The 21,601-nt window shown below is 58.8% G+C and carries 16 protein-coding genes; 10 read left to right on the plus strand and 6 right to left on the minus strand.

From position 1 onward, the window contains the following. Window positions 1-140: 140 nt before the first annotated feature. On the minus strand, window positions 141-896 hold the full coding sequence (locus AC07RZ_RS20235) for an SDR family oxidoreductase (RefSeq protein WP_494669312.1): 756 nt from the start codon (window positions 894-896) through the stop codon (window positions 141-143). 105 nt (window positions 897-1,001) lie between these two features. Between AC07RZ_RS20235 and AC07RZ_RS20240 the strand changes: the two genes are divergently transcribed. Then, window positions 1,002-1,919, plus strand: coding sequence for a substrate binding domain-containing protein (locus AC07RZ_RS20240; protein ID WP_494669351.1), 918 nt, complete (start codon window positions 1,002-1,004; stop codon window positions 1,917-1,919). Window positions 1,920-2,771: 852 nt separating this feature from the next. Continuing rightward, entirely contained in the window at window positions 2,772-4,361 is a 1,590-nt protein-coding gene (locus tag AC07RZ_RS20245; protein ID WP_494669313.1) for an MFS transporter, read from the plus strand. A gap of 178 nt (window positions 4,362-4,539) precedes the next feature. On the opposite strand, the gene AC07RZ_RS20250 is transcribed toward AC07RZ_RS20245, so the two are convergent. Beyond that, window positions 4,540-4,773: a hypothetical protein gene (locus AC07RZ_RS20250; RefSeq protein ID WP_342829517.1), complete on the minus strand. Its 234-nt coding sequence runs from the start codon at window positions 4,771-4,773 to the stop codon at window positions 4,540-4,542. Between the two features lie 298 nt (window positions 4,774-5,071). Between AC07RZ_RS20250 and AC07RZ_RS20255 the strand changes: the two genes are divergently transcribed. Both AC07RZ_RS20255 and mqo read left to right on the plus strand, forming a co-directional pair. Then, entirely contained in the window at window positions 5,072-6,454 is a 1,383-nt protein-coding gene (locus AC07RZ_RS20255) for an aminotransferase-like domain-containing protein (protein WP_494669352.1), read from the plus strand. A 297-nt stretch (window positions 6,455-6,751) separates the two neighbouring features. Next, window positions 6,752-8,470: a malate dehydrogenase (quinone) gene (gene mqo, locus AC07RZ_RS20260; protein WP_494669314.1), complete on the plus strand. Its 1,719-nt coding sequence runs from the start codon at window positions 6,752-6,754 to the stop codon at window positions 8,468-8,470. A gap of 195 nt (window positions 8,471-8,665) precedes the next feature. Here the strand turns inward: mqo and AC07RZ_RS20265 are convergent, their stop codons facing one another. Both AC07RZ_RS20265 and AC07RZ_RS20270 read right to left on the minus strand, forming a co-directional pair. Beyond that, on the minus strand, window positions 8,666-9,808 hold the full coding sequence (locus AC07RZ_RS20265; protein WP_144737663.1) for a branched-chain amino acid ABC transporter substrate-binding protein: 1,143 nt from the start codon (window positions 9,806-9,808) through the stop codon (window positions 8,666-8,668). 110 nt (window positions 9,809-9,918) lie between these two features. Beyond that, the gene (locus tag AC07RZ_RS20270; RefSeq protein ID WP_494669315.1) at window positions 9,919-11,151 is read right to left on the minus strand and encodes an NAD(P)/FAD-dependent oxidoreductase; all 1,233 of its coding nucleotides are present in this window, start codon (window positions 11,149-11,151) and stop codon (window positions 9,919-9,921) included. Window positions 11,152-11,451: 300 nt separating this feature from the next. On the opposite strand from AC07RZ_RS20270, the gene AC07RZ_RS20275 reads away from it, so the two are divergent. Further along, on the plus strand, window positions 11,452-12,858 hold the full coding sequence (locus AC07RZ_RS20275) for an aminotransferase-like domain-containing protein (protein WP_494669316.1): 1,407 nt from the start codon (window positions 11,452-11,454) through the stop codon (window positions 12,856-12,858). 156 nt (window positions 12,859-13,014) lie between these two features. On the opposite strand, the gene AC07RZ_RS20280 is transcribed toward AC07RZ_RS20275, so the two are convergent. Next, entirely contained in the window at window positions 13,015-13,335 is a 321-nt protein-coding gene (locus AC07RZ_RS20280; RefSeq protein ID WP_494669317.1) for a hypothetical protein, read from the minus strand. Here AC07RZ_RS20280 and AC07RZ_RS20285 point away from each other — a divergent pair. From AC07RZ_RS20285 to msrB, 5 genes are all read left to right on the plus strand, one after another. Beyond that, window positions 13,334-14,872, plus strand: a complete 1,539-nt coding sequence (locus tag AC07RZ_RS20285; protein WP_494669318.1) for an FAD-dependent monooxygenase — start codon at window positions 13,334-13,336, stop codon at window positions 14,870-14,872. The two genes, AC07RZ_RS20280 and AC07RZ_RS20285, sit on opposite strands and share 2 nt — an antisense overlap. A gap of 218 nt (window positions 14,873-15,090) precedes the next feature. Then, window positions 15,091-16,008 carry a LysR family transcriptional regulator gene (locus AC07RZ_RS20290; RefSeq protein WP_494669319.1) on the plus strand — a complete coding sequence of 306 codons (918 nt, stop codon included), beginning with the start codon at window positions 15,091-15,093 and terminating at the stop codon, window positions 16,006-16,008. Window positions 16,009-16,119: 111 nt separating this feature from the next. Further along, window positions 16,120-17,322, plus strand: a complete 1,203-nt coding sequence (locus AC07RZ_RS20295) for an NAD-dependent formate dehydrogenase (RefSeq protein ID WP_494669320.1) — start codon at window positions 16,120-16,122, stop codon at window positions 17,320-17,322. Window positions 17,323-17,672: 350 nt separating this feature from the next. Continuing rightward, entirely contained in the window at window positions 17,673-19,439 is a 1,767-nt protein-coding gene (locus tag AC07RZ_RS20300; protein WP_494669321.1) for a cytochrome c biogenesis protein DipZ, read from the plus strand. Window positions 19,440-19,447: 8 nt separating this feature from the next. Then, window positions 19,448-20,050 (plus strand): peptide-methionine (R)-S-oxide reductase MsrB, encoded by a 603-nt coding sequence (gene msrB, locus AC07RZ_RS20305; RefSeq protein WP_494669322.1) that lies wholly within the window; start codon window positions 19,448-19,450, stop codon window positions 20,048-20,050. Window positions 20,051-20,123: 73 nt separating this feature from the next. Here the strand turns inward: msrB and xylB are convergent, their stop codons facing one another. Continuing rightward, window positions 20,124-21,599 carry a xylulokinase gene (xylB, locus tag AC07RZ_RS20310; RefSeq protein ID WP_494669323.1) on the minus strand — a complete coding sequence of 492 codons (1,476 nt, stop codon included), beginning with the start codon at window positions 21,597-21,599 and terminating at the stop codon, window positions 20,124-20,126. Window positions 21,600-21,601 lie beyond the last annotated feature (2 nt).

A 21,601-nucleotide genomic window follows, 5' to 3' on the forward strand; every position in this document is an offset into this window, starting at 1 on the left:
ACATATGGCGCACCGATTGCAAATGCTTCACGACCGACGGCCATCCAGGCTAATGCGGCCGCCGCCAAGGGTAATCAGGTGCAACAAGCCCCCGGCCATCGCGATATCCTTGAAGAAGTGGATGGCCACCCGGGGCCTTGTTAAACCTGTGCTTGCCCACCGTCGACGAAGATCTCCGTGCCGGCGATGTAGCTCGAATCGGAAGAGGCAAGAAAGGCTGCGACGCTTGCCACTTCTTCGGGGTCGCCTACACGTCCGAGCGGAACTGTCGTCGCCATGTAGTCGAGCAAACCTTGTTGTTGTGCGGCGTCAGGACCTGCAAGGTCGACCAGGCCGGGCGTCTTGATCGGGCCGGGGCTGATGACGTTGACGCGAATGCCGCGCGACTTGAGGTCGAGGGTCCAGCTGCGGGCAAAGTTGCGCACTGCGGCCTTTGAGGCGCTGTAGACGCTGAATGCCGGCGTACCCTTGATGCTGACGTTGGAGCTGGCGAGAATCACCGATGCGCCATCGACCAGCAGCGGGAGCGCCTTCTGGACGGTAAAGAGCACACCCTTCACGTTGCGATTGAATGTGTCGTCATATTGCTCTTCCGTGATGGCGCCCAGGGGCAGCATGGAGCCGCCGCCAGCGTTGACGTACAGTACGTCGATGCGGCCGGCTTCCGCTTTGACGCGTTCGTACAGGTGGTTGAGATCGGTGAGGTTGCCGGAATCCGCCTGGATGCCAGTGGCCTTCGACCCGATCGCTGCGACTGCCTTGTCGAGTTCTGTTTTGCGACGGCCGGTAATGAAAACCTGTGCGCCTTCCATTGCGAAACGCTTGGCTGTAGCCAAACCGATTCCAGAGGTGCCGCCGGTGACAACGGCAATTTTTCCTTCGAGTTTGCGTGACATGAATTTCTCCTTGATTGGGGTGATGTGCTGCTACACGACCAATTTATGGCATCATGGAGATCTTTAAAATAGCAATAATTGAAAATCATCTTTGCAAATTTGAAGATGTCAAAACTACCGGATTTTGAAGGCCTTGCAATGTTTGCCAAAGTCGCCGAGGAGGGCTCCTTCGCCGCGGCCGCCGCAGCAATGGGGGTATCGGTTGCCACGGTGTCCCGTGCCGTCACGCGTCTTGAGGAGCGGCTGGGCGGCCGCCTGTTCAATCGAACCTCGCGACGGCTTTCGCTGACGGACTATGGCCATTCGCTGGCCGAGCGAGCAGGGGCGATGTTCGCGGTGGCCGAGGAGGCGGAGGACTTTGCGCGCGAAACCTCGAGCCGCCCCCGTGGGCTCATCAAGCTGGCGGCGCCGTTGTCATTCGGATCGAGCTGGGTCGCGCCATTGCTGCCTGAGTTCTTTCGGCTCTATCCCGATATTTCGGTAGATCTTCACCTCGGGGACGCGCACGCCGATCTGATCGGCGACGGATTTGACGCGGCCCTGCGTATCGCCATCATGGAAGACTCGTCGCTGGTCGCGCGTCTCATCGCGCCGGTACGCCGATTTGTCGTGGCTTCACCCGCCTACCTGTCAAGATATGGCTATCCCCGGCATCCGCGCGATCTCGGGGTGCACCAATGTCTTTCCTACATGAGCAGGAGCAAGCACGATGTGTGGCGCTTCACCAACCGGGAAAGCGGCGAGGAATGTGCGATCACGCCATCCGGGATGTTACGGGGAACGAGCCTGGAAGCGCTGGTGCCGGCGGTCCTTGCTGGAATCGCCATTACCGAGCTCCCGGAGTTCGCCGCAGCCCAGTTCCTGCGCGAGAAGCAGCTTGAAGCCATATTGACCGATTGGCGCTTACCGGAAGGTGGCCTGTATTTTGTAACTCCCTCCAACCGCGCTCGAGCAGCAAAGATCAGGGCCTTGGCTGATTTTTTCATCTCAAAACTTACCGAGGCAGCATGGCGTGCGGATTAGATTAAGAAATGAAACTCGGCCAGGCCCATGCAGGTCATTGAAGGATTTCAACTTTCGTTACCGTGACAATCAATACATCTGCTCGATAAGACGCAAATAATTATTGGCCGTCGCGAGGTTTAGTGCCAGCTTTTCCGGTGTATGGATTTACGTTACCCTTGGTACTGTAGTTATCGTTTCTGGTGGAGTTGCGGTTGGTAGCATGGTACGAATTAACGTGCGTGCCATTGCTGCGCGTATAGCCATGAACTGTATGGTTTGAACTGTAACTTGAAGCCGAATGGGATGAGTATGAAGAGTGGGATGATGAATGACCTCCACCACGGGCATAAATGCTACCGGAAAGTCCCATCATCATTGCCAATACCGCGATGCCGAGTGCTATACGCATATTCCCCCCGAGTGATTGGTAATTTGAAAATGATAAGAGTAGCATGCTTTATGGCAAGATTTCGGGCGCCGCGTTCGAGGCAAATTTTATTAAAACTCGACAGACTTTATTCTTTCTTTTCAGATATTTCATGTTTTCCTTTGTACGACTATGACTTCGCATAATTTGTATTATGTAAAATTTAATTCGCAGGAAGCGGAGGCTATCTGCAGTATTCGTTGGTTTGCATAAGCTAGCCTCTCGTTCGGTAAGCCTCATGCTCAATCAGAACCTTCCAAATGTCCGAACTTTCATCCGGCTGCACATGTGAGGCCGAGTTCTCCCCCAGAAAACTTGACGGCAAATATGCCTGATTTTAAGGTCGCAGCAACTCGACGATTCTTCTCTCGGATATTGCACCCGGCATAAATAACAATTTAGGCTATGCTTGGCACACACCAGCTCATGCGGGAGTGATGTCAATGACTGTATCGCCTGCCCGCCCTCGCGACGAGGGCGCCGTTGCCGACGCGGCGGCGGATTCACTGTGCAAACTCAGCGCGCGCCCGTGGGTGCTGGCGGCCACGATACTCGCCTCAAGCATGGTGTTTATCGATGGCACCGTGGTCAACGTAGCCCTTCCCGCCTTGCAACGCGCATTCGGCGCCAGCGCATCTGATGTGCAGTGGGTAGTTGAATCCTACGCCCTATTCCTGGCGGCGCTGCTGTTGGTTGGCGGCGCCGCAGGCGACCGCTTCGGGCGGCGGCGCGTGTTTGCCCTTGGCGTCGCGCTATTTGCTGTAGCGTCCATCTGGTGTGGGGTGACTGGCAGCGTCATGCAATTGATTTTCGCCCGAGCGGTGCAGGGAATCGGCGGCGCCTTGCTGGTCCCAGGCAGCCTGGCGCTTATCAGTGCTTCGTTTCCCGAAAACGAACGTGGCAAGGCGATCGGCACCTGGTCCGGTTACACCGCCATCACCGCCGCGATTGGACCGGTGGTCGGCGGATTTCTGATTGAGCATGTTTCGTGGCGCCTGGCATTCCTGATCAACGTTCCGCTCGCCTTGCTGGTCGTGTTCCTCACGTTCAGATATGTGCCGGAAAGCCGCGACCAGCGCGCCTCAGGCAGCCTCGACTGGACCGGCGCTGCACTGGCCAGCATCGGGCTGGGATGCCTGGTCTATGGCTTGATTGAATCGTCGAACAAAGGATGGGGCGACGTTACGGTGATTGCTACGCTGGTTTTGGCTGCGCTGATGATCGCCATTTTCATCGGCGTCGAGTTACGGCATCCAGCCCCTATGCTGCCGCTCGGCTTATTCCATTCCCGCAATTTCAGCGGAGCCAACTTGCTGACGCTCATGCTATATGCGGCGCTTGGCGGCGGCCTGTATTTTCTTCCGATTAACCTGATCCTGGTGCAAGGATATTCCGCGGTCGCCGCTGGCGCTTCGTTGCTGCCATTCGTGCTACTGATGTTTTCCCTGTCAAGGTGGAGCGGCGGACTGGTTGACCGATACGGCGCCAAGAGACCGCTGGTGATTGGCCCGATGATTGCGGCGATCGGCTTTGCCTGGTTCGCCATTCCCGGCGTCGGCGGCAGTTACTGGGCAAATTATTTCCCAGCGGTGCTGATATTGGGATTCGGCATGTCGATCAGTGTCGCGCCGCTAACCACGACGGTCATGAATGCGGTCGACCAGAGCCTTGCCGGCGCGGCATCAGGCGTCAACAACGCCGTTTCGCGTACGGCCGCCCTCCTCGCCATTGCGATTTTCGGAATTGTGATGAACCTGGCGTTCAATGTTAGCCTGGACCGGCATCTCAAGAACTTGAATATTGCCCCGGAAACCCTACACGCGATACAGATGCAGCGTGCAAAACTTGCTGCAATCGAGTTCCCGGAAGAGGCAAGCAAACGGGAGAAAGCGCTCCTGAAAAGCGCAATCAGCCAATCGTATGTATCCGGCTTCCGATGGGTGATGTTGCTCTCCGCATTGTTAGCGTTGGGGAGTGCTCTAAGCGCTCGGGTGTTAATTAGCGCCCATTCTCAAGAAAACAAAAAATCTTGATCGGCTCTCCCTTTAGTTTAACTCGATGCATCTCACTAGCTAAACGACCCAAAATAGCATCTGCCACAGTAGAGTTTTTTCACCTAAATAGCTATGTGACCCGCCTGCCGAAGCTGCCCAATAGCCGCATCGGGAATTGCTGCCGCATCACTGGATATCGGCCGACTATTCTTTGCCATCATGGAAAGGTCAAGTCCAAACCGAGCATCCTGGCAAAGACGAAAGTGACGAGCACCAGGCCCAAGAGCGATAGCACGAAGGCTGCGGCCACCTTGCCGCCCGCGCGTAGCACCGCGCGCTTCTCCTTCCCCTTCTTCCCTTGGTCGTAATGCCACTTGATGGCGAAGAACATGCCCGTGCCGAGCACGAGAACCTTGAACGCAACTAAGACTATAGGGATCCAATCCATCATTTTGAGTATTTCCAGGCTATTGCTTGACACTATCTATCGTGAGGAACACTACCTCAAAACGCTGCTTCAGCAGCTTCATTTTTTGTTCAAGCCATCCCCTCAGGCATCCTGCTTGAATCTTTCATTACATCTTCCTATGAAATAAGAATGGCATCCAGCGGAGTGATTTGCCGAATGCAGACGAGAGAGGAGAAAACGTCAACGACTGCCATGCAAGGATGATGTTGCTGCACGTCCTGAGGCATACTACCTAAAAGCAATTTCCATACATCGAGACAAAATGTCCCAGTTGAAAAACATGCAAGATGAAAATTTGCCGATCTGGGCGCCGCGATTGGCCGTGCACGGCGGGCCACGTTTTTTGCAGATTGCGGATGCGTTGCAGGCGGCGGTGGTAGAAGGATCGCTGAAACCGGGTGACCGTCTACCTCCGCAGCGCCAGTTGGCAGCACAGCTGGACGTCGACCTGACGACGATCACGCGCGCATACGACGAAGCCAGACGCCGCAACTTGTTGGAGGGCCGCGGCGCTCGCGGCACTTATGTCGCGGCGCCGAAAGTCGAATTGACCTCGATCCTCGACCTGAGCATGAATACCCCACCACCGCCGGATGGCGTGGACTTCGACGACATGTTGAAACAAGGTTTGTCTCAAGTACTGATGAGGGCAGATAATGAATTGCTGATGACTTACCACTTGGCCGGGGGAAGCGACTCCGACCGTAACGCTGGAGCCAAATGGCTCGAACCGATGTTTGGACATCTGGATTTTCGACAGGTTGTTGTCTGTCCGGGTGCGCAAGCGGCGATCGCCGCATTGATCCTTGCGCTGACGGAGCCTGGCGATGTCATCCTGGCAGAACCAACGGGTTATCCCGGCCTGCTTGCCGCGGCGACCCAATTCGGCCGGCACATCATTGCGGTGGAAGCGGACAAGCACGGAATGGTGCCTGAGATGCTTGAGGAAGCGTGCCGCCGGCACAAGCCTGGGCTGGTCTACCTCAATCCGACATTACAGAATCCGACCGCCATCACCATTCCGGAACGCCGGCGCAAGGAGCTCGCCAGCATCGCGAAGCGCTGCAATGTACGCATCGTCGAGGACGATCCCTACTGGCTCCTTGCCGATGCCCCGCCACCGCCTATTGCCACGTTTGCCCCGGAACAGGTGTACTACATCTCAACCCTGTCGAAATGCCTGACGCCCGGTTTGCGTGTCGCCTTCGTGCTGATACGCGCCCCGCACGCGCGCGAACGTTTCCTGGTCGCGCTAAGATCATTTGCGCTGATGGTTGCTCCTCTGACGGCCGCACTGGCCACTCAGTGGATCCTCGACGGTTCGGCTGACGGATTGATGGAAGGCGTACGCAACGAGGCGCGCCTGCGCCACTGGATGGCTCGGGATATTCTGGCGGGGCGGTACAGCGGCGCCGGAGACGGCCTGCATGTATGGCTCGAGTTGCCGGCGTATTGGAACTCCTCACAGCTTGCGCGTGCAGCCGGCAGCGAGGGCATCGCAGTCACGCCGGCGGAGGCATTCGCAACCGGCAGCGGATCCGTGAATGCAATCCGGATCTCTTTGGGTAGCATCAAGGACCGTGGACGTTTACAGGCGGGTCTTCAACGGCTGTCTCATCTGCTTGCGCGGCGGCCCGAGTCGTTCAGCGCTGCTGTGGTTTGACTGTCCAGGAAACACGGTGCTTCATCGGGGAGTCCTCTCGATGTGGCCGCACATTGGTTTGCTGCCTCAGCGTTTATTTGTCGTGAGATCACGCGCGAAAGTGAACAGGCTGGAAGAAAGCTGCGTTAAGTTCACATCCGATCAATGAGATTGGAATCGTTTGTTTTGTGATGAGCTCGCAAATCAAGCATAATTGCGGACCTGTTCCTCGATTGAATGAGGTTTTTTCGGTATCCGGCACCGTTTTTGATTGAGGGTGCCTATCGCTTTCAATATTACTTACGACCAACAATTTCCATGAGTCAAGCAAATAACAAGAATACTGTAGCAAACGCCAAAGGCAAGCGCTTCTCCCGACGTAAATTTCTTGGAGCTGCCGTTGGCGCCGCAGCCGTCTGGGGCGGCTACTCGGTCCTGTTCGGCGGCCAATTCCGCGCCGCCAAGGCGGATCGCACGGTGGACGTGCTGCTGATCGGCGGCGGCATCATGAGTGCGACGCTCGGTGTCTATCTGTCCGAGCTGGAGCCTGGCTGGACCTATGAAGTGTTCGAACGCCTGGACCAAGTGGCGGAAGAAAGTTCGAATGGCTGGAACAACGCGGGCACCGGCCACTCGGCGCTCTGCGAACTGAACTACACCCCGATGGACGACAAGGGTGAAGTGCATATTACCCAGGCGATCGGCATCAACGAGAACTTCCAGATCTCGCGCCAATTCTGGTCGCATCAGGTGCGCAAGGGCATTCTGGGCAATCCGCGCGAATTCATCAATTCGACACCGCACATGAATTTGGTCTTTGGTCCGGAGAACCGTGAATTCATTCGCAAACGCGTCGCGGCTTTGAAGGCATCGCCGCTGTTCGCTGGCATGGAAATGACGACGGATCCGACCAAGATTGCTGAATGGATTCCGATCATGGTGGAAGGCCGCAAGCCGGACGAGATGGTCACCGCCACCCGTTCGCCGCTCGGCACCGATGTCAACCTAGGCTCGATTACCCGCCAGTTTTACAAGCATCTCAGCAGCAATGCGGGCGGCAAGATCACCACCGGATATGAGGTACGCTCGATCACCCGCAATGAGGATGGCTCCTGGCGTGTATCGGCTTTCGACATCAAGGATAGTTCCAAGATTCAGACCGTTGATGCACGCCACATCTTCATCGGCGCCGGTGGCGCCGCATTGCCGCTGCTGCAGCTGTCGGGCATTCCTGAGGCGAAGCAGTATGGCGGTTTCCCGGTAGGCGGCGAATTCCTGGTCACGGATAATCCCGCCATTACCTCGCGCCATCTGGCCAAGGTCTACGGTCTGGCGGATACGGGTTCGCCACCGATGTCGGTGCCGCATCTGGATACCCGAGTGCTGGATGGTAAAACCGTGCTGCTGTTCGGGCCGTTCGCCACCTGGTCCACCAAATTCCTCAAGAACGGATCGTATTTCGATATCGCGAAGGCAACCACGCCCTCCAATATCATTCCGCAACTTCAAGTCGGCGCCCATGAGTTTGCACTCGTCAAATATCTCGCGCAGCAATTGGAGCTGTCCAGGGAAGACAAGATGACGGCGTTGCGCCGCTACATGCCTGAGGCAAAGGACGAAGACTGGCGTTTGTGGCAAGCCGGCCAGCGTGTGCAGATCATCAAGAACATCCCCGACAAGGGCGGCGTATTGAAGCTGGGTACCGAAGTCGTGGTTTCTGAAGATCGCTCCGTGTCTGCATTGCTGGGCGCGTCACCTGGCGGCTCTACCTCGCCAGCGATCATGCTGTCACTGCTGGAGAAAGTTTTCCCCGATCGGATGAAGACACCTGCCTGGCAGAAAAAAATTCGCGAGATCGTTCCCACTTATGGACAAAAGCTCAATGAGAACCCGCAGCTGCTTGCGACGACATGGGCAAGCACCGCTGAAACTTTGCAATTGACTATCGCATCGCCAAGTTTGGAAGGCTTCGTTCAAGGGGCCGCTCCCATCGAGCACCCTGGACAAGTGAAAAAAGTGCCAGATATCGCGCTGTAGCGCTGCGAAGCTCAATTTAAGCGACATCCACTTACTCCCTATCTGGTTGGCAATAGGGTCAGAGCCGAATATTGCCACGTGAATATTCGGCTCTCCCCCAACCGGCTCCGACTGTCAAAACGTCGCGGAGCTCGCGCTGCAGAGTCCGGACGGGGCGGCAATGCTCTTTTCCACCGCATCGCTCATACCGATGCATCAATAAGTCTTCACCGCAACCGGCACGCTATTGGTGAAACGATAGACCGTCACCGGGGAATTCTTCAGATCCCTGTTTTGATCGAATTCGTAAGAACCTGCAATGCCTTTATAGCTGACGGTCGCCATCGCCGGAGCAAACTTTTTCGGATCCACCGAATTGGCTTTCTTCATTGCCTCTGCAACCACCATTACCCCGTCATAGAAGGATATTGAATACATCAACGGCTTCAGCTGGAAGCGCTTTTCATAGCGTGCCGAAAAGTCTTTACCGAGCGGATTCTGGTCAAGAATGATGCCGCCGACCGTACACAAGACTTTTTCATCAACCGCATCGCCGCCGAGTTTCCCCATCTCGGCATTGCAGATGCCGTCGCCGCCCATCAGGTAAACATTCATCCCCAGCTGCTTCATCTGGCGCTTCATCCCGGACCCCTGGCTGTACATGCCGCCATAGAATATGCCGTCCGGTTTTTTGCTCTTGATGGAAGTAATGATGGCGTTGAAATCGGTGGCCTTGTCGTTGGTGTAATCGCGCCCGATAATTTCAATGCCGTTGGCCTTGGCCTTCTTGATGAATTCATCCGCGACGCCGACGCCGTAGGCGCTGCGGTCATCGATCACCGCGACTCTTTTCAGGGCTATTTCCTTTGCTGCGTAGATGCCCATCGTGCCGCCCAGCGCGTTGTCGCTAGGCGTCACCCTGAACACGTAGGGATAGCCTTGCGTGGTTATTTTCGGATTGGAGGCGATCACCGCGAGCACGATCTGCGCATCGTTGTATACCTTGGAGGCAGGCATCGCGACCCCTGAGTTGTACGGTCCTATCACTGCCTTGACGCCCTCATCAACCAGTTTCTGCGCCACCTGCACGCCGATTTTCGGATCGGCCTGATCGTCTTCGTTGAGCAGCTGGAACTTGATTTTCGAACCGCCAATCACCAGTCCTTGCTGGTTGAGCTGATCAATCGCCATTTGTGCGCCGTTCTGGTTGTCCTTCCCGATCGCCGCTTGCGCTCCCGACAATGGGCTGGTCAGGCCGATTTTGACGATTTGCTCACCGGCGCCGAAACACAATGCCGGCATGAGCGCCGCTGTCACGCCAAAGCCTGCCAAGGCCTGCTGAAAAGATATTTTGTCCATGACCATCTCCAAGTTGATGTTTGAGAGAACACAAATCCCATTCTTGCCACGCGATTTCCTGAATCCGGATCTGTATTTTTTGCGCCCCTGCCGCCCTGCACTTCCTGCTTTCAGTTAAAACGATCCGCTGCATACGGCGCCAGGCTGAACGGCGCAGTCCGGCCGGCGACCAGGTCTGCAACCACGGCGCCGCTCAGGCCGCCCAAGGTCAGGCCGATATGCTGGTGGCCGAATGCATAAATCACACGTGCCGATGCGCGCGATCGGCCCATCACGGGAAGGCCGTCCGGCAATGTCGGCCGGAAGCCCAGCCAGGATTCGCTGGGGGCGGTCAACGCCGGCAAGGCGCGCTGCGAGGAAAATCGCAGCAATTCCAGCAGCCCTTGGTGTTTGCGCGGGTTCAGGCCGGCCAGTTCGACCGTGCCGGCCACGCGGATGCCTTTTTCCATCGGTGTCATGTAGAAACCCCGCTCCGCCCAGCCGACCGGGCGCGAGATGAGATTGGCGGTGCCGGGATAGGTGATGTGGTAGCCGCGTTCGGTGTCTAGAGGAATGCGGTCGCCGCACTGCATGGCGAAGGGGCGCGAGTGTGCGCCGGTGCAGACCGCGACGTAGTCATGGGCCGCGCCGCCTGCGGCGGTTTCCAGCAGCACGCCATTCGGTTGCGGCTTGATGGTATTTACGGCACGGGTCTCCATGCGCAAGCCCGATTGGCTTAGCCAGGTCTCCAGGGTTTTCAGAAAGGCCTCCGGGTCAGACAAAAACCAGGAGCCGGAAAACAGGACGCCGCGGTCGAAAAGAGGGCTCAATTGCGGTTCCATTTGCTGGACCTGCTCGCGGCTGACAATGCTGAAATCGACGCCAAGCGAGCGCCGCAAGGTTAACGCCGGCTCCGATGCACGGAAGGCCGCCGCCCCCGAATATAGATACAGGCACTCGCTGGGACGGATGAACTGCGCCAGGTTTGCCTGTCCGATCATTTCACGATAGCCGTCATGTGCGCGGCTCAGCAGCACCGACAGAGCGCCGGCGGAAGCCGCATAGCGCCGTTCCGTCGAGTTCCACAGGAACCGCGCCAGCCACGGCGCCAATTGCGGCAGGTAACTCCAGCGCAGGCGAAACGGGCTGTCCGAAGATAGCAAGAAACGGGGCAGATCCCGGAACACCGACGGATTGTTTACCGGGATGCACGCATAGTTGGCAAAGGTGCCCGCGTTCCCATACGAGGCGCCGCCGGCGACGCCGGCCGGATCGTACACGGTGACCTGGTGACCGTCCCGCATCAGCCAATACGCTGCCGACAGGCCAACAAAACCAGCGCCGAGAACTGCCACATTTGCCATGACCGGCCCGCCCGTAGATAAAGGAATGTCCAAGTACGCCGAGCTTTCCGCTGCAGACCGTCCGCACCGGGCGTGCTCTTCTACTTTAGATGGGAATACAAATAATTTTAGTATCCACACAAAATTTACAATTCACATATTTACATAAGTTTTGTATGGGTACAAGATATTTTTATCCTTCCTTTCTGGCAGCCACAAACTCTTATCTACCAGCAATGTTGTTGATAATTGGAAGAACAAGACTGGGTTACAATGCCCGTGTTTGCACGATTCAAATTATTTTTGTATGGAGCCATTCTCTTGCCAAAACACGAAAATCGTCGTTTCGCCCCTCCCCTGCGCGGCCCCGGACTGGCAAAACCGTTCACCTACCAGGAGCTGGCTGCCAAGCTGGAAGCCGACATCCGCAGCGGTGTCTATGCGCCGGGGAGTTGCCTGCCGCCGCAGCGGCAACTGGCGGAGGAAATGGGCATCAATGTCTCGACCGTGTCGCGCAGCTATCGCGAATTGCAGCTAAGCGGACTGGTGATCGGTAGCAAGCGGCGCGGTTCGATGGTGACCGGCGGCGCGATGCCGCATGTGCCGGCCGTCGGCCCGTCCCATTCCAACGGCATTGACCTGACCGTGAACCGTCCGGCGACGCGCGATTATCTTGACCAGCTGGCGCTGACCATGGCCGTTCTGCCGAAAGATCCGCGTTTTGTCGAATTGCAGGAGTATCAGCCGCCGCAAGGTCCGTCCTGGGCCAGGACCGCTGGCGCGAAATGGATGGCGGCGCCCGGCTTTGAGCCGGACCCTGAGAATGTCGTTGTCACCAGCGGCGCGCAGCATGCGCTGTACGCGGTGATGAACAGCCTGATGGGAATCGACGGTGCAATACTGGCGGACCGCTTGACTTACTATGGCTTGAAGGCATTGGCGCCGGTATTCCATTTCGAGATCGTCGGAGTGGCCAGCGACGCTCAGGGCATGTTGCCGGAAGTGCTTGAGCGCGAGTGCGCAACACGCAAGGTGAAGGCGATTTTCATCGTGCCGAACTTCCAGAATCCTACCGTCGTTGTCATGAGCCTGGAGCGCCGGGCCGCGCTGGCGGAAATTGCTCGGCGCCATGACGTTCAGATCATTGAAGATGATGTCTACGGCCCCTTGGTCGATCAGCGCCTGCCGCCGCTGGCAAGCTTGTGCCCTGAGCGCACGTATCACATTTCGTCGACTTCAAAACTGCTGGCTCCTGGCTTGCGCCTCGGCTTTTTGGCGACACCGCCGCACCGTGCCGCGATTGCCGCCGAAGCGGTGCGCACCACCGCCTGGATGCCGGCGCCGATCTCCATGCTGATCGCCTCCTTGTGGATCGAAAACGGCATCACAACCCAGCTGCTCGCAGCGCAACGCAAAGAACTGAAATATCGCCACGATCTGGCGCATGGCATACTCAACGGCGCACAGGTCAGCAGTGATCCCGCATGCATGTTTATCTGGCTGGTCCTGCCAGCTCCCTGGCGCGCCGATGACTTCGCAGCCAACGCAAAGGCGCGCGGCGTTAGTGTGATGCCGGCTTCGGCATTTGCTGTCGATCGCTCGGAAAGCGAACACGGCGTAAGAATCAATCTTTCCAGCGCTTCGTCGCGGGAAGACCTGATCGTGGCGTTGAAGATCCTTGCGGAAACGCTGAATGATCGCCCGCGGGCGCTTTACGGCAATGTTTAAGCGCTGGCATAGTCAATATGCAACGTGTCGGCGGCGCCTTGCCGTCCTTGCTGCCGGCGCCAACGTCGATCAACGATGCCTGCTCGATGGTTTTCTTGCCCGACGCGATCAAGCAATCATGTAGCACTATCCGGCAACTTGACACCTTGCGACTTTTTATCCAATATCACGCGCATCGGGAAATTTAATCCCGATGCACATTTCCTGTTTCATGATCCATATTGAAGCAGCTGAAACCAGCGCAAAATCCACACTTGCCAATCGAGGTTGCCCCAGCCGGCTCACATTCCTGAGCCTGCACGCTGAACGCCATTCACACGTTTCTGACTCGATCGGGACGATGAATTGAAACTCCGCCGCCAAGGCGGCAAGTTGCGTTGCATTTGCGGATTGCTTACCACTGCTGATCGTCAGCGAACCGCCCTTCTCCTTTTTGACAATACATCTTGGCGCCAAGGCGCTGAAGGAATTTTCCATGATTCATGACGTCGTGATCGCCGGCGCAGGTCCGGTCGGCTTATTTCTCGCCTGTGAGCTCCGGCTCGCAGGCATCTCGGTGCTGGTGCTGGAGCAAGCCGAGGACCCGCGTTCCCCGTTAAAGCGGCTGCCGTTCGGCATGCGCGGACTATCAGCGCCCACCATCGAAGCTTTCTACCGTCGCGGGCTGTTGAACGACATAACGACGCCGCCCCGCGCGAAAGATGGCGCGGGAAACAGCCCTGCCTCAAGTGCCGGGCCGGAGATGCAACAGCCGCGCCGCCAGGCCGGCCATTTCGCCGGCATCCCGTTCGACTACGACAACGTCGATGCCTCGCAATGGCCGTATCGCCTGCCAAGCCCGGCCACCACCAACATGGCGGCTGAGATGGAGCGCATCGAATCCGCCTTGGCCGCTCGCGCAAGCACGATGGGGGTCGAAATCAGGCGCGGCCTCGGCGTCGAAGACATCGACCAGTCGGATGATGAAGTGGCCATTCGAACCAATGGCGAAACTTTTCGCGGACGCTGGCTCGTCGGTTGTGACGGCGGCCGCAGCACGGTGCGCAAGGCAGGCGGCTTTGAGTTCGCCGGCACCGATCCCGAATTCACCGGCTATTCCGTCCAGGTCGAGATTGGCGACCCTGGCAAGCTTGGCTCAGGCCGCACCTACACGCCGACCGGCATGTATTTTCAATCGCGGCCCGGGACCATCGCAATGGTCGAGTTCGACGGCGGCGCTTTCCACCGGACCCAGCCGATCACACTTGAGCACGTACAGGCGGTGTTACGCCGTATCTCCGGCGCCGAGGTCACCCTGGCTGCCCTCCAGCTTGCCGCCACCTGGACCGATCGCGCTTACCAGGCGAAGGCCTACCGCAAAGGACGGGTGCTGCTCGCCGGCGACGCCGCGCACATCCACTCCCCTTTGGGCGGCCAGGGGCTTAACCTCGGGCTTGGCGACGCCATGAACCTTGGTTGGAAACTTGCTGCTACCATCCGCGGCCGCGCGCCGGCCGGCCTGCTTGACAGCTATTCGAGTGAACGGCAGCCGGTGGGAGCCCAGGTCCTTGACTGGTCACGCGCCCAAGTCGCGCTGATGCGGCCAAGCGTGCATTCGCGCGCGCTCGAAGCGATCATCCGCGATCTCATCGACACGCGCGACGGCGCAACATACTTCGCCGAGCGCGTATGGGGTGTTTCCCTCCGTTACGAGCTTGGCGGCAGCCACCCTCTGGTGGGCCGCAGCGCTCCTGATTTCGAGTTGGCCGATGGGACAAAGCTCGGTGCGCTCCTCAGCAAGGGGAACGGCCTGTTCCTGGACTTTGACGCTGGCAGGCCGTTTCAGGCGCTTGCAGGCGGCTGGGGCGATCGGATCGCGTATGTTGCCAGTGACGCCAAGGATCGCCTGGGCTTGAGCGCTGTACTGGTACGCCCCGACGGCGTCGTCGCCTGGGCTGCCGAGGCCGCCCCCAGTCACGAGGAAGCTGCGCGAGCCGCGTCGCAATGGTTCGGCGAACCCGGAAAGATGGGTTGATTTGCCGGAGCCGGCCAGGTGAAATATTGGAAGAAACCTCGGAAGTTTCAACTACTCGGCGGGGATCCGTCCGCTGTCATTTGCATCCAAACGTTATATTTTAATGGGAATAACGTAATATACGTTTCAGCCGCAATCGCCTCGATTGCAAAACCGCCTGGAAAACCTGCTTTGGCGGGTATTCATAACGTAGCCGGGTCGAAATCCTTATCGTTTCCATGTTTATAAGACAGCTCAAATATTTGGTGACATTGGCAGACATAGGACACTTCTCACGCGCCGCAGAAGCATGCCATGTATCGCAACCGGCTCTTTCCAATGCCATCCGCAACCTTGAAAAGGAACTTGATCTCAGCCTGGTGCGCCGCGGCAGGAATTATGAGGGGTTGACGGCGGAAGGCGAACGCGTTGTCGGCTGGGCGCAGCAGATGCTGTCGAGCTATGACGCAATGCGCCAGGAGACTGTCGATGCGCATAAAAACTTGTCCGGAACCTTGCGCATCGGCGCCATTCCAACCACGATGCCGATCGTCCCCTTGCTGACCCAGTCCTGCCAGGCCAGCTACGACCAGATCAAGGTCACCGTCCTGTCTCTGTCTTCCGATGAAATTGCGCGCCGCCTGGATACCTGCGACATCGATATAGGATTGACTTTCATGGACGACAAGTCGATGGAGGGTTTCCAGGTTTATCCTTTGTTTGTTGAGCGTTACGTGCTCGCCGTGCGTAACGGTTCCGTGCTCCAAGGCCGGACATCATTGACCTGGGCCGAGGTGGCGGAACTGCCCTTGTGCCTGCTGACCGCCAACATGCAAAGCCGCCGCATCGTCGACGCCGCCTTCCGGCGCGCAGGCGTCAGCCCGCGCATCCGCATGGAGAGCGATTCGATTTTCGCCCTGTATTCCCAGCTGCGCTGCAGCGATTTTTGCGCGATTGTGCCGCACAGTGTGCTGAGCCTGATCGAGTTGCGGCAGGAAATCGCCATGGCGCCGATCACCCCTGGACTTTCGCGCGACATAGGTCTCGTCGTGCGCCGCCAGGATACCTACTCGCCGGTCATCGCGGCGGCGCTTGAAATGGCGCTCAAGACACCGCTGCAGGCGCGCTTCGACAGTTTGATAAGCGGCGTGTATTGAACGATTGCTTTACGGTATTGGATCGTTGACGGTGAACCGCCCAGAATCCTCCATGTCGCCTTGCTTGTAAACCAGCAACGGCAACGACATCAACCTACCAGGAGGATTCAAATGGCAAAAATTGTCTGTGTTCTGTATGACGACCCGGTCACCGGCTATCCGAAAACCTACGCCCGCGACGACCTGCCGCAGCCGGAACGCTATCCGGATGGGCAAAGCCTGCCTACGCCGAAAGGCATCGACTTCAAGCCCGGCGCGTTGCTGGGGAGCGTCTCGGGCGAACTAGGCCTGCGCAAATACCTGGAAGCCCAGGGCCATCAACTGGTGGTCACTTCCAGCAAAGACGGCGACAACAGCGTTCTCGACCGCGAACTGCCGGATGCCGAGATCGTCATTTCCCAGCCGTTCTGGCCGGCATACATGACCGCCGAGCGCATCGCCAAGGCCAGGAAACTGAAAATGATCGTCACGGCCGGCATCGGTTCAGACCACACCGACCTGCAGGCGGCGATGGAGCGCAACATCACGGTCGCCGAAGTGACCTACTGTAATAGCCACAGCGTGGCCGAGCACGTCGTCATGATGATACTGGCACAGGTGCGCAATTACATTCCGTCCTACAACTGGGTGGTCAAGGGCGGCTGGAATATCGCGGATTGCGTGGCGCGCTCCTATGACCTGGAAGCCATGAATGTCGGTACGGTCGCCGCCGGCCGCATCGGCTTGCGGGTCTTGCGCCTGCTTAAGCCGTTCGACGTCAAATTGCATTACCTGGACCGCCACCGCCTGCCTGAGGCCGTGGAAAAAGAGTTGAACCTGACCTACCACTCCAGCCTGGAAAGCCTCAGCAAGGTATGCGACGTCATCACCCTCAACTGCCCCCTGCATCCGGAAACGGAGCACATGGTCAATGAGAAGTCGCTGAAAAATTTCAAGCGCGGCGCCTACCTGATCAACACCGCACGCGGCAAGCTGTGCGACCGCGACGCCATCGTCAGCGCGCTGGAGAGCGGACAGCTGGCCGGTTATGCCGGCGACGTCTGGTTCCCGCAGCCGCCTCCGAACGACCATCCATGGCGCACCATGCCGCACCATGGCATGACGCCGCACATTTCCGGAACCAGCCTCTCGGCGCAGACGCGCTATGCCGCAGGCACCCGGGAAATCCTGGAATGCTATTTCGAAAACCGGCCGATCCGCGACGAGTACCTGATCGTTCAAGGCGGCAAGCTGGCAGGGGTAGGCGCGCATTCCTACAGCAAGGGCAATGCCACCTCAGGATCTGAAGAGGCAAGCCGTTTCAAGAAAGCTTAAACCGGCCGCAGGCCTGTGAATTCAGGCCTGCAGCATTCCACGCGTGGAAACCGCCTGTCGCGCCAGGCCCACGCATGATTAACAGCGGTCATGCGCCCCTGCCCCATTTGGAATGACCAAATTGTCATTCATTTGTAATGCATTTGCCCTCCCTCCTGCCCTACCCTGTTTTCCTGGAATCCCTCGGTGCAATTATCGGATCCGCCCTCAACGTCACGCGCCATTCGGCGCAGAATATTGTTGTAATGACTTGGCGGAACCGGCGACTAATCTGTTGTAGCCCGGGAAACGGTGAAAGACTGCATTGCCGCAGCTGACACGATGCCGATCGCATTGATAACGGAGAAAAAATGATCTTGTTTTTGCTGGTGTTCCTTGGCGGCGTGCTGACCATTCTCAGCCCTTGCATCCTGCCGGTTTTGCCTTTCGTGTTTGCCCGTGCCGAACAGCCGTTCCTGCGGTCCGGCCTGCCGATGCTGGCCGGCATGGCCGCAACCTTCGCCGGCATCGCGTCGCTGGCGGCGGTAGGCGGCGCCTGGGCTGTGCATATCAACCAATATGGCCGCGTGCTGGCGCTCGTCATGCTTGCGGCATTCGCGCTGACGCTGCTGTCCAAGCGCCTGGCCGATATGGTTGCAAAGCCATTCGTTTCGCTGGGAAACCGCCTGGTGCAAGGCGCATCGGATAACCAGGGCGGTTCCGGCGCGGTGCAGGCGTTCTTGCTGGGCATCGCCACCGGCCTGTTGTGGGCGCCGTGCGCCGGTCCTATCCTGGGGCTGGTGCTCACCGGCGCAGCCATTTCCGGTCCGAATGCGCACACTTCGCTGTTGTTGTTTGCCTATGCGGCTGGTGCGGCAACATCGCTTGGCGCCGCATTGCTGATTGGCGGCCGCGTCTTCACGCTGATGAAAAAATCGCTGGGCGCGGGCGAATGGATCCGGCGCGGCCTGGGCGTGGCGATTCTGCTGGCTGTCGTCGCCATTGCCGCCGGCTGGGACACCGATGTCCTGACGCGCTTGTCGCTCAACAGCACCAACCGCCTGGAACAATCCCTGATTGAACGGATCAAGCCCGCGCCTGCCGACGATGCTGCCATCGCAATGAGCGGCGGCAACGCCATGATGAGCAGCGCGGGGAAACATCGGGAGCCGGGCGTTGAAGGCCAGCTCCCTTCTTTGGCGGGCGCGACGGCGTGGATCAACTCAGCGCCGCTGACGCCAGAGGCATTGCGCGGGAAAGTCGTCCTGGTCGATTTCTGGACTTACTCTTGCATCAATTGCCTGCGCTCCCTTCCTTACGTCAAGGCCTGGAGCGAGAAATACAAGGACTATGGCCTGGTCGTGCTAGGCATCCACGCTCCTGAATTCGCCTTTGAAAAAGACCTGACGAACGTGCAGCGCGCGGTCAATGAAATGAACATCGGCTATCCCGTGGCGCTGGACAACAACTTCAGCATCTGGCAGTCCTTCAATAACCAGTATTGGCCGGCACATTACTTTATCGACGCGCAAGGCCGGATCCGAGGCCATCATTTCGGCGAAGGCAACTATGACGAATCGGAAATGCTGATCCGCCAGCTTCTGGCTGACGCCGGCGCAAAGAACCTTCCGGCGCCGGCTGCATCGATCCATGCCGGCGGCGTGCAAGCCGCGGCCGACAACGAGCATATGCAGTCGCCGGAGACCTACCTGGGGTATGAACGTGCCGACGACTTCGCGGCAGCGCCGGAGCTTCAGCCGGACCGTGTGGCCGAATACCGGCTGCCGAAGCCCTTGGCGCTCAATCAGTGGGGGCTGGACGGCAAGTGGCAAGTCGACAAGGAAAAAGCCGTGCTGGCCGGCGCAACAGGCAAGATCTCTTTCCGCTTTTATGCACGCGACCTGCATTTGGTGATTGGCCCCGGCGCGGACGGAAAGCCGGTGCGGTTTCGCGTCACGCTTGACGGCCAGCCGCCTATGCAATCGCACGGCGCTGACATCGGCGACAAAGGCGACGGCACAGTCCGAGAACAACGGCTCTATCAGCTGATCAGGCAGACTGGCAATGTCGGCGAACACACCTTTTCCATCGAATTTCTCGACGGCGGCGCTCAGGCGTTCGCATTCACTTTTGGCTAGGAGGCGATATGAATATCCCGGATAACAAGGCAAAGGCCGGTGCAACCGCGCCGAATGCCCAGCGCCGCATGTTCATGAAAATGGGCTTGGGCGCCGTCGCGGCCGGCAGCTTGCTGGGGCGAGCCGTAGCGGCGCCGCTGGCCACTGCAAACCCGGGCACTGAAGTGACCATCGATCTGTTTTCTCCTGCGGGAAAACTCGACAAGACGGTCCGCCTCCCGAAACTGGTAAAGACCGACGCTGACTGGCGCAAGCAGCTCTCCGAGACCTCCTACCTGGTTGCACGTCAAGCAGGAACGGAGCGGCCGTTTACCGGCAAAGACTGGAATAACCACAAAGATGGCTTGTATCGATGCATCTGCTGCGATACCGCGCTATTCGACTCCAAAACCAAGTTCGAATCGGGCACCGGCTGGCCGAGTTTCTGGCAACCGATTTCAGCAACTAACGTTGTCAGCGAAACCGACCGCAGTTTTGGCATGCAGCGCACGGCGGTATCTTGCCGTTTGTGCGATGCTCATCTGGGGCACGTATTTGACGATGGCCCCAAGCCGACCGGCCTGCGCTATTGCATGAACTCGGCAGCCATGCGATTTGCCGCCCGCGCATGAAATTGCAAGTTCAGCAGGCGGCGGCCCGGTACCAACTGATCCTGGGCCGCCGCCTGTGATGCCGGCATTCGGTTCAGCCCGTCCGCGGCTGTTGCAGCGTGCTGTCATTCGTCGCCAGGTACAAGCGTTTGTAACGTTCATAGCGCGGCTTGAGACGTGCCGCTAGCGCGGCGGACGGCACAATCAGCTCATCCCCCGGCAAGCTGCTGCACACCACCTCCGCCGCTTCGCCGGTAGCCGCCATGCGCGCCAGCCGGGCAGCACCGAAGGCAGCGCCAAGGTCGCCATCGACCGGCCGCTGCAGCGCAAAGCCGCAGGACGAGGCTACCAGCGAGCCCCAGAAACGGCTGCGGGCGCCGCCGCCGACGAATACGGCCTGGCTGATGCGCGTGCCTGCCGTGCCTAGCGCTGCGTAGCCGTCGGCCAGCGAGAATGCCACGCCTTCCATCACGCTATAGGCAATCGCAGCGGCATCGGTATTCGAGCTCAGGCCGAAGAACATGCCGCTGGCCTGGGCATTGTTGTGCGGCGTGCGTTCGCCGTTCAGGTAGGGCAGGAAAATCGGCGCCGTTTCGATCACGGCGTCTTCCGCCAGCCGCGCAAACGCCGCTTCACTGCTGTGCCCGGTCAGGCGCGTAGCCCATGACAGGCTGGTGGTGGCGGCCAGCGTTACGCTCATCTGGCACCAGCGCTGCGGCAAGGCGTGGCAGAAAGCATGCATCGCCTGCGCCGGGTTCGGCGAGAAATGATCGTTCGAGACGAATATCACGCCCGAGCTGCCGAGCGACACCACGGCGCTGCCGGGGGCCACGGCCCCCACCCCGACTGCCGCGGCGGCATTGTCGCCGGCGCCGCCGGCTACCAGCACTTTGCCGCTGAAGCCCCATTGGCGGACCAGGTCGTCCTTCAGCTGGCCGGCCACATCGCGCCCCTCGATCAAGGCAGGCATCTGCTCGCGGCCCAGGCCGGTCGCCTCCAGCATGCGCTCCGACCAGTCGCGCCGGGCGACATCCAGCCACAAGGTGCCCGCGGCATCCGACATGTCCGACACCAGTTCACCCGTAAGGCGGTAGACCAGGTAATCCTTGGGCAGCAATACCTTGGCGATGCTGCGGAACACGGCCGGCTCATGCTTTTGCAGCCATAGCAGCTTGGGCGCGGTGAAACCCGGCATGGCCAGGTTGCCGGTGATCTGGCGCGATTCCGGCACCAGCGCTTCCAGTTCGATGCATTCGGCGAAAGAACGGCTATCGTTCCACAGGATCGCCGGCCGCAGCACACGATGGCGCGCATCGAGCAGGACGGCGCCGTGCATCTGGCCCGAGACGCCGATCGCGCGCACCGCGGCAAATGCCGCCGGCGCCGCTGCCCGTAATTGATCCAGGGCGTCGCAGGTCGCTTGCCACCAGTTTTCAGGACTTTGTTCCGACCACAGCGGATAGGGCCTGCCGATGCTCTGCTTGACGGCGCTGCTGGCGATCGCTTTGTTGCCGCCATCCACCAGCATGGCTTTGATCTCGGAAGTGCCGAGGTCGATTCCCAGGTACATGA

It is taken from the genome of Collimonas sp. GW821-FHT07E08, from assembly GCF_059418905.1.